This window comes from Lysobacter antibioticus (assembly GCF_001442535.1).
In the GTDB taxonomy this organism is placed as follows: Bacteria; Pseudomonadota; Gammaproteobacteria; order Xanthomonadales; family Xanthomonadaceae; genus Lysobacter; species Lysobacter antibioticus.
In genome coordinates this window covers 1,440,238-1,455,621 of record NZ_CP013141.1, presented here as the reverse complement: position 1 = coordinate 1,455,621, position 15,384 = coordinate 1,440,238, and the positions used below count along the sequence as shown (strand labels likewise).

The window sequence follows — 15,384 nt, the reverse complement described above, 5'->3', positions numbered from 1 at the left end:
CGGTTTGGTATATGCTAGGAGGTTCCCGCGACTGGAAACGGTTGCAGGAACCGAACGATGGCCCGAGGCGCCCTGGCGTCCGGAAACACCTCCCGAGCTGACGGCATGACGCAAGACCTCGAACTCCAAGTTAGGAAAGATGACAACGACCGCGAAGGGTTGAACTGGGCACGTATTGCCGGTATCACCTGCGCGATCGCTGTGCATGCCGCGGCGCTCCTGTTGTTGCTGGCCCCAATGACGCCACCTGCCCAGCAGCAGGACGAAGAGCAGGTGACGATGGTCAACATCATCAAGCCTCCGCCGCCGCCCCCGCCGCCGCCGCCGCCGCCGCCGGAACCGCCCAAGGAGCTCAAGCAGCCTCCGAAGGAACTGTCCCCGCCGCGACCGACCCCGACTCCCCCGCCGCCGGACCAGCCGCCGGTCGAGAATCTGGACCCGAGTCCGATCGACCCGCCTGCGCCGCCGCCGGCCCCGCCTGCGCCGCCGACGGCCGCCAGCGACATCGGCTCCAGCGTCGATCCGTCCTCGCGTCGCCTGAATCCGCCGAAGTATCCGCCGACCGAAGCCCGTCAGGGCGTAGGCGGTACCGTAGTCCTGGTCATCAGCATCGACGCCCAGGGCAACGTCATGGACGTGCAGGTCGAAAAATCCAGCCGTAATCGCAATCTGGATCGCGCGGCCATGGACGCTGCCCGCAAGTGGCGCTTCAACCCTGAAGTGCGCAACGGTCAACCGGTCGCCAGCCGCGTCCGCGTTCCCGTCGATTTCGTCCCGCCGACCTGATCGGGGTCGGCGCGACTGTTGTCCCGCCTGATGAACACCGCTTCTTCGTAATACCTTCTTTCCTTTCCACGACATTCAAAGGTAAGCGTCATGCTGCAGCAAACCACCACCGCCGCCGCCGGAGGCTCCAACGCTGAAGCGCTTCAGCAGATGAGCTTTTCGCATCTGTTGCAGAACTTCGACCTCGTCGGCTGGATCGTGTTCATCACGCTCACGCTGATGTCGGTTCTGTCGGTCTACTGGATCGTCATCAATTTCGTTAAGAATCTGCGCCTGCGCGGCTCTTCCGACCGCGTCGTCAGCACGTTCTGGGAAACCCCGAACGCCCAGGACGCGATCCGCTACATGGAAGAACAGTCGCGCAGCGAACCGTTCTCCAAGATCGCCCTCGACGCCGCCCAGGCCGCCGCTCACCACCAGCGCCACGAAGGTTCGCGTCTGGTCGAGTCGCTGAACCGCTCGGAGTTCGTCGATCGCGCCCTGCGTCAGGCCGTGACCCGCGAGAGCTCGCGTCTGGAAGCCGGTCTGACCGTGCTCGCCACCGTCGGCTCGACCGCTCCGTTCGTCGGTCTGCTCGGTACGGTCTGGGGCATCTACCACGCCCTGCTCCGCCTCGGCGCCAGCGGCGAGTCCTCGATCCAGGCCGTTGCCGGCCCGGTGGGTGAAGCGCTGATCATGACCGCGATCGGTCTGTTCGTCGCGATCCCGGCCGTGCTCGCCTACAACTTCTTCGTGCGTCTGAACCGTGTCACGAACAACAAGTTCGACACCTTCGCCCACGACCTGCACGACTTCTTCGCCACCGGCTCGCGCGTCGGCGAACTGTCGAACAAGCGCTAATCAACACTGACGCCTCTCATTTAGCGTAGTTGGAGTTCGGACATGGCCTTCAGTACAGGCAACGACAACGGCCCCATGGCCACCATCAACGTCACGCCCCTCGTGGACGTGATGCTGGTGCTGCTGATCATCTTCATGATCACCGCGCCGCTGATGACCCATAAGGTCGAGATCAAGCTGCCCGAAGCCACGCTCACCAAGACGGAGGAGCCGCCCAAGACTCCGCCGATCACCTTGGCGATCCAGGAGAGCGGTTCGCTGTACTGGAACGATGAGCCGGTCACCCGCGACCAGCTGGAGAGCCGTCTTTCGGTTGAAGCACAAAAGACCCCGCAGCCGCAGATCAACGTCCGCGGCGACCGCACCACGAAGTACCGCGTCGTCAACGACGTGGTGACCATTGCGCAGAGGCAGGGCATGCGCAAAGTCGGCTTCATCGCGATCAAAGAACGTTAATCGGAGACCGAGCACATGGCTTTCAGCAACAACTCCGATAGCGGCGCGATCTCCGACATCAACGTGACCCCGCTGGTCGACGTGCTGTTGGTGCTGCTGATCATCTTCATGGTCACGGCGCCCACGGTGTCTTACCCGATCGACGTCAACCTGCCGCAACCGACGTTGAACCCGCCGCCCCAGACGCAGGAGCCGCCGCCGCCGATCGCGCTGCGGATCGATGCGACTGGCCAGGTGTTCTGGAACGACAACCCGACGCCGCTGCAGGCGATCCCGGGGATGATGAAGGAAACGGTTCAACGCGATCCCACCAATCAACCTCTGCTAGAAATCGACACCAACGAAGACGCCGAATACGGCATCCTCGCCAAGGTGCTGGCTTACGCCAAAAACGCAGACATGAAAAAGATCGGTTTCGTGCAGAAGTAATTCTTGCGAAACCGACGCTTACCGTCGTGAGAACGCCGCCCACCGGGCGGCGTTTTTTTATGCGCGATCGTCCCCTCTTGCGCGACGAACTGTGACGGGATTAACGTGAAGCCGGGCGTCCCGCCCCAGGATGGAGGTGCTTATGGCCGGCTCCGCTTACTCCGTTTCCGCCTACCGCAACGACGATGTCGTCGCCGAAATCAACGTCACGCCCCTGGTCGATGTGTTGCTGGTGTTGTTGATCATCTTCATGGTCACCGCGCCGGTCCTGACCGGGCAATTGAACCTGAGCCTGCCCGTTCCTAGCGACAAGCCGGTACCGGTCGCGCCCAAGGCGATGCTGATCGTCGAGCAGGACGGGAGCTTCGAGCTCGATGGCCGCAGTCTGTCGGCAACCGAGTTGCCGGCCACTCTCAAGGCGCTCGCGGTGGCCTCGCCCGACACGGTCCTTGAGGTCGGCGCGAACGCCGATGCCGATTACCAGGGCTTCACTCATGCGATCTCGGCGGCGCGCGACAGCGGCTTGAGCAATATCTCGACACGCTGATCGTTCTTGCGTGCGCTGATCGTTGGCATCGATGCAGTTCGCACCGATGCAAGCCGGGACGGCCGCCTGCGAGGGCGGCCGTTTTCATGGCCTCGCGGCTGGCCTCGCGTCGCGACTGCGTTAATTCGGTCCTGCGCCTGCAACGGCGCTAACCTTCTGTAGGAGCGGCGTCCTACTGGATTTCCTTCGGTCACAAGCCGCGACCAAGGGATGCGCAGAGCCGACAACGCCGTCGTCGCTCGTCGAAGCGGTGTACTTTCGCAGGGTAGGAGCGGCGCGAGCCGCGACCGCGCTGTGATGGTCTTGCGGCGCGTCTATCAAGCGAGAGCAGAGCTTCCGTCCGCTGACGCGGCCGGGTTACTTTCTTTTGCTAAGCCCAAAAGTCCGTCTGGATTCCCTTCGGTCAAAGGTAACCAAAGGGAGGGCTCTCCTTGCAAGGGCACAGGCCACGAGTTCGCGGCTAGCGCCGGGATTTTTCGATAGGACATCCTTGTCCTATCGAAAAACGGCGCACGTCCTGTGCGCCGCCCTCCGGGTCTACGATCGCATCGCAAGTTCGCAACTGCGCCAAGCTTTAGCGGCAACGGCAACGCTGTTGAGACATAGACGCCCATCCCGGCCGACGACGGCCGCTGAACGATCGCGGTCGCGGCTCGCGCCGCTCCTACCCCGAAGCAGCGTCGGTGTTGCCGTTGCTGTGCGCCGAGCCGCACTCGCGAAGGCGATAGAAGACCCGGAGGGCGGCGCGCAAGGATGCGCGCCGTTTTTCATCGGGACAGGGATGTCCCGTATGAAAAATCCCTGCGGATGCACCGCTCGTGCGGGCCCGTGATTCAAAGAAAAGCATTTTTCTTTGGTTACCTTTCTTTTGTTGCTTATGACAAAAGAAAGTAACCCGCCGCTTTAGTGGCGGAAGCTTTTGGCGTTTGATCTTGATCTTGCTTGAGCGTTACGCCGCAAGATCGAAAGGGCGCGGTCGCGGCTTACGCCGCTCCTACCCTGCGACAGCACGCCGCTTCGATGAGCTACATCGGCGCTGGTGCCTCTGCGCGTCCCGCGGTCGCGGCTTACGCCGCTCCTACAGGAGACTGTGGCGAATAACACCGCAAGATCGAACGAGCGCGGTCGCGGCTCGTGAGCGTAGGAAATCCCCGTGGGACGCCGCTCCTACCCCGCGCGCCGATACGCGACCAACGCCCGCTCAACGCGCCTTCGCGATCACATCCAGATATCCGCGCACCGTCGCATCCAAACCTTGATACAAGGCCTCGCCGATCAGGGCATGGCCGATCGATACTTCGAGTACGTTCGGTACGCCGCGCAGGAAGGCACCGAGGTTAGCCTGGCTGAGGTCGTGGCCGGCGTTGACGCCGAGTCCGGCCGCCTGCGCGCGTCGGGCGGCGGCGGCGAAGGTTCGCAGAGCGGCGTCGAGGTCGCCGCCCTCGAAGGCTTCGGCATAGGGGCCGGTATAGAGCTCGACCCGCGCGGCGCCGAGTTCGGCGGCGCGCTCGATGCCGTCGCGGTCGGCGTCGGCGAACACGCTGACGCGGCAACCGAGTTCGGCCAGTTCGGCGATCAAGGGGCGCAGCCGGTCGCCGTCGCGCTCGAAATCGAAGCCGTGGTCGGAGGTGAGCTGGTCGTCGCCGTCGGGCACCAGGGTGACCTGCGCGGGACGGGTTGCCCGACACAGCTCGATCAGGCCGGGATAGCCCTCGCGCGGCGGTGCGAACGGATTGCCTTCGATGTTGAATTCGACGCCGCGGGCGCGGGTCAGTTCGGCGAGCGTGTAGACATCGTCGGCGCGGATATGGCGTGCATCGGGACGCGGGTGCACGGTGATGCCGTGGGCACCCGCATCGAGGCAGGCCTGCGCGGCGTGGCGCACATCGGGCTCGCCGCCGCCACGCGAATTGCGCAGCACGGCGATCTTGTTGACGTTGACACTGAGGGCGGTCATGACGCGAAGCGTAGCGCGCCGCGTCAGGCACGGCGAGTGGTCGGGTGCTTGGCCAGGCGATGCCGCCGGATTGCGCCCGGTCCGGCGCGGCCGGACTCGCGGCGGAGAGGCTTCAGTTCGGCGAGGATTCCGACTGCGACGAAGCGGCGAGCTTGCGCGCTTCGGCCTGCTCGCGCAGGCGGCGCAGTTCCATCGGATCGACGATCGAGGACACATCGCGGCTGGTGTTGTCCAGGCGTCGCGCGAGCAGACTCATGACGCCGGCGATCATCAGGCCGAGTGCGGCCAACAGGCTGACCGCCAGGATCCCCGGCGAGGTGGTTTTCAACGCCAGCACGAAGGCGGCGGCGGCCAGTAGCAGGTAAACCCAAGGCATTGCGGCGTGCTCCCTGACGAAAAATCCCGATGGCGGTACCGGGCCGGTACGGACGGCTCCGACCGGGTCCAGGCCGAGTGTAGCGCGCACCCGCGGCGGCGGCAGCTGGAGCCGCCGGCGGATGCGACCAGCGGCACAAACCGCTAGAGCAACGGCGAGACCAGCCGCGCCAGGGCCTCGGGCAGGCGCGCGCGCCACAGCGAACGTTCCCGGTCCGGGCGTACCCGCGGCGCTCGCGAGCACTCTTCCTGAATAAGGGCCGCCAGCTCGCCGGCGAGCTGCTCGTTGTAGAACATCACCGAGATCTCAAAGTTGAGGCGAAAGCTGCGGTGATCGAAATTGGCGCTGCCGATGATCGCCATCTTGTCGTCGCACAGCAGCGCCTTGCTGTGCAGCATGCGCGGGCCGTACTCGTGGATCTTCACCCCGGCATCGAGCAACTCGTCGAAGTAGGAACGCGCCGCGTACGTCACCAGGCGGCTGTCGCTGAGCTTGGGCACCAGCAGGCGCACGTCGAGCCCGCCCAGCGCGGCCGAGGTCAGGGCCATGCGCGCGGCCTCGCTGGGCACGAAATAGGGCGTGACCAGCCAGACCCGGCGTTGTGCGGCGTGGATTGCGCCGACGTGCACGCGGTGGATGGCTTCCCAGGGCGAATCCGGCCCGGAACTGACGACCTGCGAGGCCACGCGCCCGGGTTGCGGCGGCGGATGTTGCATCTTCAGCGGCGGCTGGCCGGTGGCGTAGCACCAGTCCTCGGTGAAGACCAGTTCGAGCTCGCGCACCACGTCGCCTTCCAGGCGCAGATGCAGGTCGCGGTAGGCGTCCTCGCGCAGCCGCTCGTCTTCCTCGTCGGTGATGTTGATGCCGCCGGTGTAACCGACACGGCCGTCGATGACGACGATCTTGCGGTGGGTACGCAGGTTCAGCCACGGCCGGCGCCAGAACCAGCGCAGCTTCATCGGATGGAACCAGGCCACTTCGGCACCGGCCTCGAGCAAGGGCTTGATGAAACGCCGCGAGGTCTGGCCGGAGCCGACCGCATCCATCAGCAGCCGCACCTTGACCCCGGCCCGGGCGCGCTCGATCAGGGCGTCGCGCAGGGCGGTGCCGGTGCGATCGGGCAGATAGATGTAGTACTCCAGGTGGATGTGCTCGCGCGCCTGGGCGATGTCGGCCAGCAAGGCGGTGTACTTGGCGCCGCCGTCGATCAGCAGGCGCACGTCGGTCGCGGTGGTCGGCGGCAGGCCGGTGGTGGCCTGGCCGAGCTTGGCCAGTTCGATCGCTTCCGGCGACGGCGTCAGGCCCGCCGGCGGCGCCGGCAGCGAGGCGCGGGCGCGCACCCGGCGCAGGCGCTGGCGGTGGATGCGCAGCGGGCCGAAGAAGTAATAGATCAGGAAGCCGATGTAGGGCAGCGCCGCCAGGCTGATCAGCCAGCTGATCGTCGCCACCGGCTCGCGCTTCTGCAGCACGATCCAGAAGCCCAGCCCGAGCAGATACACCGCCCAGCCGATCGTCAGATACAGGCCGAGGTGGGGAATGGCGAGCAGGTCTCGCCAAAGGTCGGGCAACAGATCCAGCACGTGTCGGAACTCCATCGATGCAGCGGCGCCGCCGGCACGGCCGCGCGGGCCTAGGCTAGCCCGCCGGCCCGGGCCGGCATAGCCCGGACGCCGTACGCATCGCGGCGGCGACTGCCGATGCCGGCAAAGACCGGCCGCGATCCGGCGACGTAGGATGCGGCATCGCCCGCCCGAACCACAGGAAGGATTCCCATGATTCACCGGTTCCTCATCGCCGCCGCCTTGCTCGCCCTGCCCCCTTCGCCGGTGTTCGCCGCCCAGGCCGAACCACGCAGCATCCACGTGTCGGGTTCGGCTGAGATCAAGGTCGTGCCGGACTTGATCCTGCTCGACGTCGGCGTCGAATCGCGCCATGCCCAGCTCGACCAGGCCAAGCGCAGCAACGACGAGAACGTCGCCAAGGCGCTGGCCTTCCTCAAGCGCAGCGGCGTGCCGGACAAGGACGTGCAGACCGATTTCATCAGTATCGAACCGACCTACCACACCGACTATTCGTTCACCAAGCCGCAGATCTACATCGTGCGCAAGAGCATCGGCATCAAGCTGAGCCGCATCGGCGACCTCGAGAACGTGTTGACGGGGCTGCTGGGCAGCGGCGTGCAGTACATCCACGGCATCGAATTCCGTACTTCGCAATTGCGCAAGCACCGCGATGCGGCGCGGGCGCTGGCTGTGCAGGCGGCCAAGGAGAAAGCCGACGCGCTGGTCGCCGACCTGGGCGTGCGGCGCGGCCCGGTGCTGAACGTGTCGGAGTCGTACTCCGGCGGCTGGTGGCGCAGCGGCAGCCGTTGGGGCAATGGCATGAGCGGCGGCCAGATGGTGCAGAACGTCATGCAGAATAGCGGCGGCGGCGAAGCGGCCGACGGCGAAACCCTGTCGGTCGGCCAGATCAGCGTCAGCGCCTCGGTCAGCGCCAGCTTCGCGATCGAGTAATTCCCGGCAGGGAATACACGACCCGCGGCAAGCGATGCCGCGGGCATGCCTGCCTCGCCGCATTCAGCTTGCCGGCAATACGCCGGCGCAACCGAGCGATGCAACCTAGCGATCCAGTCGCGTCGCGAAACCTGCGACGGCGCCGGCGTAGGCTGCGCGGATGGACGCTGCGCGCAAAGCCCAACTCTCGATCCAGCCCACCGCTTTCAAGGGGCGCGGCGCGGCGTCGTACGTCGCCGGGCGCTACGCCGTCACCACCGTCCAGGGCGAGGACGACGGTTGGGGTTCGGTCTACGCAGACGCCGATGCGAGCTCGCGCCCGGACACCCAAGTGCGCGAGGAAACCGCGCGCAGCATCATCACCCGCAACGATTCGCCCGACATCGGCTTCAGCCAGTCGGTCAATCCCTATCGCGGCTGCGAACACGGTTGCGTGTACTGCTTCGCGCGGCCCTCGCATGCCTACCTGGAACTGTCGCCGGGTCTGGATTTCGAGACCCGGCTGTTCGCCAAGGTCAACGCCGCCGAACGCCTGCAGAACGAACTCGCCCGCCCCGGCTACCAGTGCGCGCCGATCGCGCTCGGCATCAACACCGATGCCTACCAGCCGATCGAGCGCCGTTACCGCATTACCCGCGGGGTCATGGACGTGCTCGACGCCTGCTCGCATCCCTTCAGCATAATCACCAAGAACGCCTCGATCGTGCGCGACGTCGAAGTGCTGGCCTCGATGGCGCGGCGGCGCCTGGTGTCGGTGTATTTCTCGGTCACCACCTTGGACAACCAGCTCTCGGCGAAGATGGAGCCGCGCGCCTCGGCGCCGCATTCGCGGCTGAAGGCCATGCGCACCCTCGCCGAAGCCGGCGTGCCGGTCGGTGTGCTGGTCGCGCCGACCATCCCGATGATCAACGACGGCGAGCTCGAACAGATCCTCGCCGCCGCGCACGAGGCCGGTGCGCGCGCCGCCGGTTACGTGCTGCTGCGCCTGCCGCACGAGCTCAAGCAGGTCTGGCGCGACTGGCTGCAACTGCACTACCCCGATCGCGCCGCGCACGTGATGAGCCTGATCCAGCAGATGCGCGGCGGCAAGGACTACGACAGCGCCTTCGGCAAGCGCATGCGCGGCGAAGGTCCGTTCGCGCAGCTGATCGGGCAGCGTTTCCAGAAGGCCTGGCGCAAGCACGGCTACGGGCGGTTGCCGGCCTTGGACACCAGCCAGTTCGTCGCCCCGCGCAAGCCCACCCCGCAGTTGGAATTGTTCTGAGCCGGCATCGACGGCGGGTACCCCGGCACGGTCGCACTCAGCACGCGGCTTCGCGCGCTGCCGCCGCTGCACCGATGTCTTCCTCGATGTCCTCGCCGACCCGATCCGGCATGGCCGCCGGCTCGTGCGCCGAGGCGTTGCCGAGCAGTACATAGGCGAGCCAGGCGATCGCCGCGGTGACGCCGGCCAGACCGTACATCAGCCAGGCGAAAGCCTCGTCGTAACTGCGCAGCAGCACGGCGGGGTCGAGCGCGGGCAACAGTGCCTGCGCGCGCGCGGCGTCGCCGGTGGCCAGGCGTTGCGCTGCCTCGGCGAGGGCGTGGCCGTCGAGCGCGCCCAGGTCGTGCAGACGCAGCTTGAGCAGGCTGGCCAGGGCCGCGGCGGCGACCGCGATGGCGAGGCCTTCGCCGGACACGCGGCTGGCGCCGAACACGCCGGCGGCCATGCCGGCGCGTTCCTTCGGCACCACGCTGATCGCCAGCCCGTCCATCAGGCCCCAGGGCACCGCCGAGCCGGTGCCGATCAACAGCATCGGCGCGATCAACTGCGCTGGCGAGGCGTCGCCGGCGATCGCACCGAGCCAGACCAAGCCGGCGGCGGCGAGCAACAGGCCGGCGCCGCACAAGGCGCCGGCGGCGATGCGATGGCTCAGCACCGCGGCCAGGATCGGCACGACCAGCATCGGCGCCGACAAGGCGATCATCAGCAGGCCGGCGTCGAGCGCACTGTGGCCGTGGATGCCGATCAAACGCACCGGCAGCACGATGATCAACACCAGGTAGCACAGGCCGGTGCCGATCGGCAGCAACTGCGCGCCGACGAAACGCGGCAGACGGAACAGGCTGAGGTCGAGCATCGGCCGCGCCGCCCGCGTCTCCACGCGCACGAACAGCGCCAGCAACAAGGCCGCGCCGGCCAAGGCGGCGAGCACCCAGGGATCGCTCCAGCCGCGTTCGGGCGCTTCCAGCACGCCGACCGTCAACAGCGCGAGCATCGCGGTCGAACTCAGGCTGCCGCGCCAGTCCAGGCCGGTCGCGGCGGGATCGCGCGACTCGCGCATGCGCGGCAGGCCGAACACGGTGGCCAGCGCGGCGATCACCAGGCTCGACAGGAACACCGCGCGCCAGCCCTGTGCCTGCACCAGCCAGCCGGCGAGGCTGGGCCCGAACGCCAGGCCAAGGCCGAAACTCGTTCCCAGCAGGCTGAAGGCGCGGATGCGTCCGGGGCCGTGGAACTCCTGCGACAGCGCGGCGTTGCCGCCGGCCAGGGCGAGCGCGGCGGCGATGCCCTGGACGATGCGCAGGGCATTGAGCGTCGTCAGGTTCGGCGCCAGCGCCAACAGCAGCGACACCACCGCATAGGACACGATGCCGATGGCGAAGATGCGCTTGCGTCCATAGGTGTCGGCGAGCGTGCCGGCCGCCATCAGGCAACTGCCGAAGGCGAGCATGAAGGCGTTGGTCATCCAGTTCAGCGCGACCGGGCTGCCGCCGAGTTCGGCGGCGATGGCCGGAATCGCCACCGGCGGGCCGGTGAAACTCAGCGGCAACACCAGCCCGGCCAGGCACACGGCGCCGAGGATCAGGAAACGGTCGAGGCGGCCGGAGGCGTCGGCCGTGGGGTCGGAAGGGGGCATGGCGATTCGCGCGAGGGGCAGGCCGCCAGGGTAGAAGCGCCGCAATCGAAGAAAAACATCGGTCTGATCCGCGCTTTATGGAACAATTGTCCGCAATTGCGCCAACCGGAACCCCGATGGACAAGCTCGGCAGCCTGCTCGCCTTCGTCCGCACCGCCGAGACCCGCAGCTTCGTCGCCGCCGGGCGTCACATCGGAGTGTCCGCGTCGGCGGTCGGCAAGAGCGTGGCCAAGCTCGAACAGCAGCTCGGCGTGCGCCTGCTCCAGCGCAACACCCGCAACGTGCGCCTGACCGAAGAGGGCCGCATGTTCTACGAGCGTTGCCGGCCCTTGCTCGACGAACTCGACGAAGCCGAAGCGATGTTGACCCATGCGATGCAAGCGCCGCGCGGACGCTTGCGGGTGGGCCTGCCGACCGCGGGCTATCGCTTTCTGGTGCCGGTGCTCGGCGAGTTCCGCGCACGTTATCCCGAGGTCGAGCTGGAACTGGATTTCGACGATCAGCTGGTCGACGTGATCGACGGCGGTTTCGACGTGGTGATCCGCAGCGGCGACATGCCCGACTCGCGGCTGCGCGCGCGCCGGCTCGGCCCGTTCTGCTTCATGCTGTGCGCCTCGCCCGACTACCTCGCGCGGCGCGGCGAACCGCGCCTGCCGTCCGACCTGGAAGCGCACGACTGCATCCATTTCCGCTTCGCCAACAGCGGCAAGGTGCAGGAGTGGTCGCTGCGGCTCGAGCCCGGCGAAGCGCCGCCGCACCTGCCGCCGGCGTTGATCTGCAACAACAGCGAAGCGGCGGTGCTGGCCGCGGTGCACGGGCTGGGCATCGTCTACACCGTGGATTTCCTGGTCCGCGACCGGCTCGCCTGCGGACAGTTGCGGCGCGTGCTGCCCGGCTTCGAGACCCAGCGCGGGCAGTTTTGGGCGCTGTGGCCGGCGCACCGGCATATCTCGCCGAAGCTACGGGTGTTCCTGGACTTCATCGACGAACATCTGTTCGTGCACCAACCGATCGCATGACCGAGAACCGACGCTACGCCGTCGCTGACGCCATCGCACAGCGCGCAGTCCGATGCAGCCGCTGGAAAACGACGGCGTTCGCGAGCAAGGTGTGTCCGGAAAGGTCGACGGCATGCGCGAGGCCCGCGCCGATGCCGTCGTCGATCCCCCAATGCCCCTCTTCAGCGCAGCCCAGGACCCCGCCGCCGTGACGCCACCCGCCCTCGCCTCTTCCGCATTGCTCGCCGTAACGCTCATGGCTTCGGCATCGGCGTTCGCCGCCCCGCCCGCTTCGGCGAAGCCCTCTTTCGATTGCGCCAAGGCCGCCAGCGCGGTCGAGAAAGCGATCTGCGGAAACGACGGCCTGGCACGCGCCGACGCCGCGGTCGGCCGCGCTTACGAGCGCCTGCGCAAGTCGCTCGATGCCCAGGCCGCGAGCGGACTGCGCGAGGACCAGCGCTGGTTCATCGGCATTCGCGATGCGGCCTACGACAACGCCACCGCGGCGAACCGGACGCAGTCGCTCAAGGCCTTGCTCGACGACCGCGTGCGTACTCTGTCGCAGATACGTGCGCAGCCGGCGGCGGGATGGGTCGGCAGCTGGCGCAACCTCGCCGGCGGCATCGACGTGGTCGACGACGGTGCCGGCCGTTTGAAGGTCGAGGCGAATGCCGCGCATCCGCTCGATGGCCGCTGGTTGTGCGATGCCAGCGGCAGCGGGCGTAGCGCCGGCGCGGCGTTGACCGTGCAGGTCGAGGGCGGCGAGCGCAGTTCCCTGAAGCTGACCCGCGAAGGCGCGGCTTTGCGCGTGCAGGCGCTGGATGCGAGCGGCAAAGCCTTGCTCGGTCCCGACTACTGCGGCCACAACGGCAGCCTCGAAGGCGTGTACTTCGCGGTGCCGCCCGGCAGCGACTGAGCGACCGACGACCGGCCGCATTGGCCGCCGAATCGCAGGCTGCGGATCGTTGGCGAGTCGATGAAAAACGGCCCCGCTGCGCAGGTGCGCAACGGGGCCGCAACAACGGCAGGTGCGGCTAGTTCAGGGCACGGGCCGCTCAGCTCTTGCAGCGCAGACCGGTCGAACCTTCCGGCAGCGAGACGTTGACCGCTTCCCAGGCGCAGGCCACCGACTTCACCACGCTGGCCTTCAGCAGGCCCTTGTCGACCAGGTCCTGGGCCGCGGTCTGGGTCGCTTCGCGCGCCTGCGGATAGGACGACTGCGAGGTCAGGTACAAGGTGTTGGCGCGGTACCAGATCTGCCCGGCGGTGTTCGGGGTGATGCCCTTGAGCCCGGTCGCGCCGTTGCAGACCAGGTCGGCCGGCAACAGGGTCTTGCGATGCGACTTCGGCACCTTCTGCCCTTCGGCGAGCAGATAGAAGAAGTGGTTGCCGACACCGGAGGTGTAGTGCGGGTCTTCGTCGGTGAAGCCGCCGGCCGGGTAGCAATCGAAGGAACCGCTGCCGTCCTCGGCGACGTCGAGGCTGGGCTTGAACATGTAGCGCAGCGGCGTGCCGTCGAGCATGACGTTCTCGCCGATCAGGTAATCCGGCGGGTCCTTCGGGCTGTTGTCGAAGAACTCGACCAGGGTGCCGTGGATGTCGGAGGTGGCTTCGTTGAGGCCGCCGGCGTCGCCGGCATAGGCCAGGTTCGAGGTCGCCTGGGTCACGCCGTGCGACATTTCGTGGCCGGCGACGTCGAGCGCGACCACCGGGTTGGAGATGCCGTAGTCGCCGTTGCCGTAGACCATGCGCTTGGCCTCGCCGTCCCAGAACGCGTTGGTGCCGCCGGCGTCGATGAAGTAGAAGATCGAGAAGGTCACGTTGACGAAGCTTTCCACGCCCTTGCTGTCGCCGAAGATACCGACGCGGTCGTACAGCTTCTTGTAGTAGTCCCAGGTCTTCGACACGCCGTAGTGGGCTTCCACGCCGGTGCGCTCGATGTTGGACATCTGCTCATTGCCCCAGACGTTGTCCTTGTCGAACATCGGCGGTGCGGTGAAATCGCCGCCGCCGAAATACAGGTCGACCACCGTGCCGCCGGTGTTGTGCAAGGTGCCGCCGCCGCGCTTGTCGTCGCGCAGCAGATAGCCCGCGCCGCGGCCGTCGCTTTCCTCGGCGCCGACCTTGCTGGTCGAGATCGCGACCTTGCCTCGGGTGATGGTGAAACCCTCGCCCTGGGCCGCTTCGGCGCTGTAGATCTTGCTGTCGCGGCCGAGGAAGGCGCCGTTGTCGGCATCGACATAGATCATGTCGTGGACCGGACGCTCGGCCTTGTTGAGGCCGCGGAAGGTCACTTCGTACGCGAGTTTCGGCTGGTTGTCCTGGGCGAAATACACCACGCGCGAGGTCGGCTTATCCATGAAGCGGCCGGCGAAATGCACGCCGGCGTCGGTCACCGCTTGCGCCACCGACAGCTTCGGCGCCTTGGCGCCGCCCTGGCCGAGCTTGAGGTCCATGGTCTTGCTGACCGAGGTCAGCAGGCCGTCTTTCATGTGCGTGACCAGGTCGCCGCCGATCACCGGCAGGCCCTGGTAATCGCGATTGAAACGCACGTGCTCGCTGCCGTCGGCTTCGACGACGACATCGCGCGGCAGGTATTGCTCGGCATCGATCGCCTCGCGATCGGCCTGGGCGCCGGTGCCGTGCAGCTTCTGCGCGAGCAGTTGTTCGCGAGCGCGTGCCACCGCCGGATGCTTCGCGAGCTGGGCGCTGGGCGTAGCGCCGGAGACGGTCGGCGCGAGTGCGAAGCCCGAGGAGTGCGCATTGGCGTGAGCTGCGGCGGCCGTCTTGGCCGATGCATTTGCGGCGTTGCTGCCGGCCTGCGCCGACGCGTTGCCCGCATCGCGGTAGTGCTGCGCGGTGACCAGCGCGGTCGCGGTAGTGCCGGTCACCGCCAGCAGGATGGAAGCGGTCAAGACACGTTGTTTCATGGACATGCGGTTTCTCCGAGTCGTAGATCGAAATAAGAAAAGACCAGCCAAGAGCCGCCGCGCGAACGCAGTCGCGAAGCGGTGTCGTGCATTGCGGCAGAGGTCGTGCATGCCCCGAAGACGATTCGTCGCAAGCGGCGGCTCGTCTTCTTCGGCCCCTCCCCATAGATGGGAACGCGCCCGGGTAACGACCCCCTACCTGGAGAGCAGCGGCGATGCGTATCGCGTATACGAATTGAGATGCGCGTCAGACTGTGTGCGCGTATGCAATATCGTCGACGAGGCGACGACATTGCGGGGGATGCGAAATCGCACGCGGGGCGTGGGGGATTCGGCCCGTATCTTCGTCTCGGCATCGGGTTCGCGGTTGCGGCTCGCGCGGCTGCTACAGGAGACTTCCGTTTTCGAGGCACCCTGATGCTTCAAGGGTAGGAGCGACGCGAGTCGCGACCGCGCAGTCGCCCGTGTCTGCGCCGGTAACCGCAAGTCCGCGGTCGCAGCTTGCGCAGCTCCTACAAGAGGCTTCGAAGCTTCGAGGCGATCTGCTGCTTGAGGGTAGGAGCGACGCGAGTCGCGACCGCGCGGTCGCCCGTGTTTGCGCCGGTGGCCGCAGGCCCGCGGTCGCAGCTTGCGCAGCTCCTACAGGCTTCGA

At 67.0% G+C, this 15,384-nt stretch carries 14 protein-coding genes; 9 read left to right on the top strand and 5 right to left on the bottom strand.

Going from position 1 to position 15,384, the window contains the following annotated elements:
- Nucleotides 1-105: 105 nt before the first annotated feature.
- The 5 genes from GLA29479_RS05985 to GLA29479_RS05965 all read left to right on the top strand — a co-directional run bounded on the left by GLA29479_RS05985 (nt 106) and on the right by GLA29479_RS05965 (nt 3,058).
- A complete protein-coding gene (locus GLA29479_RS05985) occupies nt 106-786 on the top strand; it encodes an energy transducer TonB (protein WP_036149770.1) in 681 nt (226 codons plus the stop codon).
- A gap of 90 nt (nt 787-876) precedes the next feature.
- Nucleotides 877-1,626 carry a MotA/TolQ/ExbB proton channel family protein gene (locus tag GLA29479_RS05980; RefSeq protein WP_031374035.1) on the top strand — a complete coding sequence of 250 codons (750 nt, stop codon included), beginning with the start codon at nt 877-879 and terminating at the stop codon, nt 1,624-1,626.
- A 42-nt stretch (nt 1,627-1,668) separates the two neighbouring features.
- Nucleotides 1,669-2,082, top strand: coding sequence for an ExbD/TolR family protein (locus GLA29479_RS05975; RefSeq protein WP_057916049.1), 414 nt, complete (start codon nt 1,669-1,671; stop codon nt 2,080-2,082).
- Nucleotides 2,083-2,097: 15 nt separating this feature from the next.
- Nucleotides 2,098-2,511 (top strand): ExbD/TolR family protein, encoded by a 414-nt coding sequence (locus GLA29479_RS05970; protein ID WP_057916050.1) that lies wholly within the window; start codon nt 2,098-2,100, stop codon nt 2,509-2,511.
- 142 nt (nt 2,512-2,653) lie between these two features.
- Complete coding sequence (locus GLA29479_RS05965; RefSeq protein WP_057971072.1) at nt 2,654-3,058, top strand: ExbD/TolR family protein; 405 nt, start codon at nt 2,654-2,656, stop codon at nt 3,056-3,058.
- A 1,201-nt stretch (nt 3,059-4,259) separates the two neighbouring features.
- Here the strand turns inward: GLA29479_RS05965 and GLA29479_RS05960 are convergent.
- The 3 genes from GLA29479_RS05960 to cls form a co-directional block, all read right to left on the bottom strand.
- The gene (locus GLA29479_RS05960; protein ID WP_057971071.1) at nt 4,260-5,015 is read right to left on the bottom strand and encodes a pyridoxine 5'-phosphate synthase; all 756 of its coding nucleotides are present in this window, start codon (nt 5,013-5,015) and stop codon (nt 4,260-4,262) included.
- A gap of 112 nt (nt 5,016-5,127) precedes the next feature.
- Nucleotides 5,128-5,391 carry a hypothetical protein gene (locus GLA29479_RS05955; RefSeq protein WP_031374311.1) on the bottom strand — a complete coding sequence of 88 codons (264 nt, stop codon included), beginning with the start codon at nt 5,389-5,391 and terminating at the stop codon, nt 5,128-5,130.
- Nucleotides 5,392-5,534: 143 nt separating this feature from the next.
- Nucleotides 5,535-6,986 carry a cardiolipin synthase gene (gene cls, locus GLA29479_RS05950; RefSeq protein ID WP_057971070.1) on the bottom strand — a complete coding sequence of 484 codons (1,452 nt, stop codon included), beginning with the start codon at nt 6,984-6,986 and terminating at the stop codon, nt 5,535-5,537.
- Nucleotides 6,987-7,163: 177 nt separating this feature from the next.
- Here cls and GLA29479_RS05945 point away from each other — a divergent pair, with 177 nt between their 5' ends.
- Nucleotides 7,164-7,904 (top strand): SIMPL domain-containing protein, encoded by a 741-nt coding sequence (locus GLA29479_RS05945; protein ID WP_057971069.1) that lies wholly within the window; start codon nt 7,164-7,166, stop codon nt 7,902-7,904.
- A gap of 160 nt (nt 7,905-8,064) precedes the next feature.
- Complete coding sequence (locus tag GLA29479_RS05940) at nt 8,065-9,168, top strand: PA0069 family radical SAM protein (protein WP_057971068.1); 1,104 nt, start codon at nt 8,065-8,067, stop codon at nt 9,166-9,168.
- Between the two features lie 37 nt (nt 9,169-9,205).
- On the opposite strand, the gene GLA29479_RS05935 is transcribed toward GLA29479_RS05940, so the two are convergent.
- Nucleotides 9,206-10,804 carry an MFS transporter gene (locus GLA29479_RS05935; protein WP_057916056.1) on the bottom strand — a complete coding sequence of 533 codons (1,599 nt, stop codon included), beginning with the start codon at nt 10,802-10,804 and terminating at the stop codon, nt 9,206-9,208.
- Between the two features lie 116 nt (nt 10,805-10,920).
- On the opposite strand from GLA29479_RS05935, the gene GLA29479_RS05930 reads away from it, so the two are divergent.
- Both GLA29479_RS05930 and GLA29479_RS05925 read left to right on the top strand, forming a co-directional pair.
- Complete coding sequence (locus GLA29479_RS05930) at nt 10,921-11,823, top strand: LysR family transcriptional regulator (RefSeq protein ID WP_057971067.1); 903 nt, start codon at nt 10,921-10,923, stop codon at nt 11,821-11,823.
- Between the two features lie 187 nt (nt 11,824-12,010).
- On the top strand, nt 12,011-12,718 hold the full coding sequence (locus GLA29479_RS05925) for a lysozyme inhibitor LprI family protein (protein ID WP_169795617.1): 708 nt from the start codon (nt 12,011-12,013) through the stop codon (nt 12,716-12,718).
- Nucleotides 12,719-12,857: 139 nt separating this feature from the next.
- Here the strand turns inward: GLA29479_RS05925 and GLA29479_RS05920 are convergent, their stop codons facing one another.
- Nucleotides 12,858-14,738 (bottom strand): M4 family metallopeptidase, encoded by a 1,881-nt coding sequence (locus GLA29479_RS05920; RefSeq protein WP_169795616.1) that lies wholly within the window; start codon nt 14,736-14,738, stop codon nt 12,858-12,860.
- Between the last annotated feature and the right edge of the window lie 646 nt (nt 14,739-15,384).

Coding starts and splice junctions, on each gene's coding strand:
- GLA29479_RS05985 (WP_036149770.1), top strand. CDS start 106: ATGACGCAAGACCTCGAACTCCAAGTTAGGAAAGATGACAACGACCGC.
- GLA29479_RS05920 (WP_169795616.1), bottom strand. CDS start 14,738: ATGTCCATGAAACAACGTGTCTTGACCGCTTCCATCCTGCTGGCGGTG.
- GLA29479_RS05940 (WP_057971068.1), top strand. CDS start 8,065: ATGGACGCTGCGCGCAAAGCCCAACTCTCGATCCAGCCCACCGCTTTC.
- cls (WP_057971070.1), bottom strand. CDS start 6,986: ATGGAGTTCCGACACGTGCTGGATCTGTTGCCCGACCTTTGGCGAGAC.
- GLA29479_RS05960 (WP_057971071.1), bottom strand. CDS start 5,015: ATGACCGCCCTCAGTGTCAACGTCAACAAGATCGCCGTGCTGCGCAAT.
- GLA29479_RS05955 (WP_031374311.1), bottom strand. CDS start 5,391: ATGCCTTGGGTTTACCTGCTACTGGCCGCCGCCGCCTTCGTGCTGGCG.
- GLA29479_RS05965 (WP_057971072.1), top strand. CDS start 2,654: ATGGCCGGCTCCGCTTACTCCGTTTCCGCCTACCGCAACGACGATGTC.
- GLA29479_RS05980 (WP_031374035.1), top strand. CDS start 877: ATGCTGCAGCAAACCACCACCGCCGCCGCCGGAGGCTCCAACGCTGAA.
- GLA29479_RS05930 (WP_057971067.1), top strand. CDS start 10,921: ATGGACAAGCTCGGCAGCCTGCTCGCCTTCGTCCGCACCGCCGAGACC.
- GLA29479_RS05975 (WP_057916049.1), top strand. CDS start 1,669: ATGGCCTTCAGTACAGGCAACGACAACGGCCCCATGGCCACCATCAAC.
- GLA29479_RS05970 (WP_057916050.1), top strand. CDS start 2,098: ATGGCTTTCAGCAACAACTCCGATAGCGGCGCGATCTCCGACATCAAC.
- GLA29479_RS05935 (WP_057916056.1), bottom strand. CDS start 10,804: ATGCCCCCTTCCGACCCCACGGCCGACGCCTCCGGCCGCCTCGACCGT.
- GLA29479_RS05945 (WP_057971069.1), top strand. CDS start 7,164: ATGATTCACCGGTTCCTCATCGCCGCCGCCTTGCTCGCCCTGCCCCCT.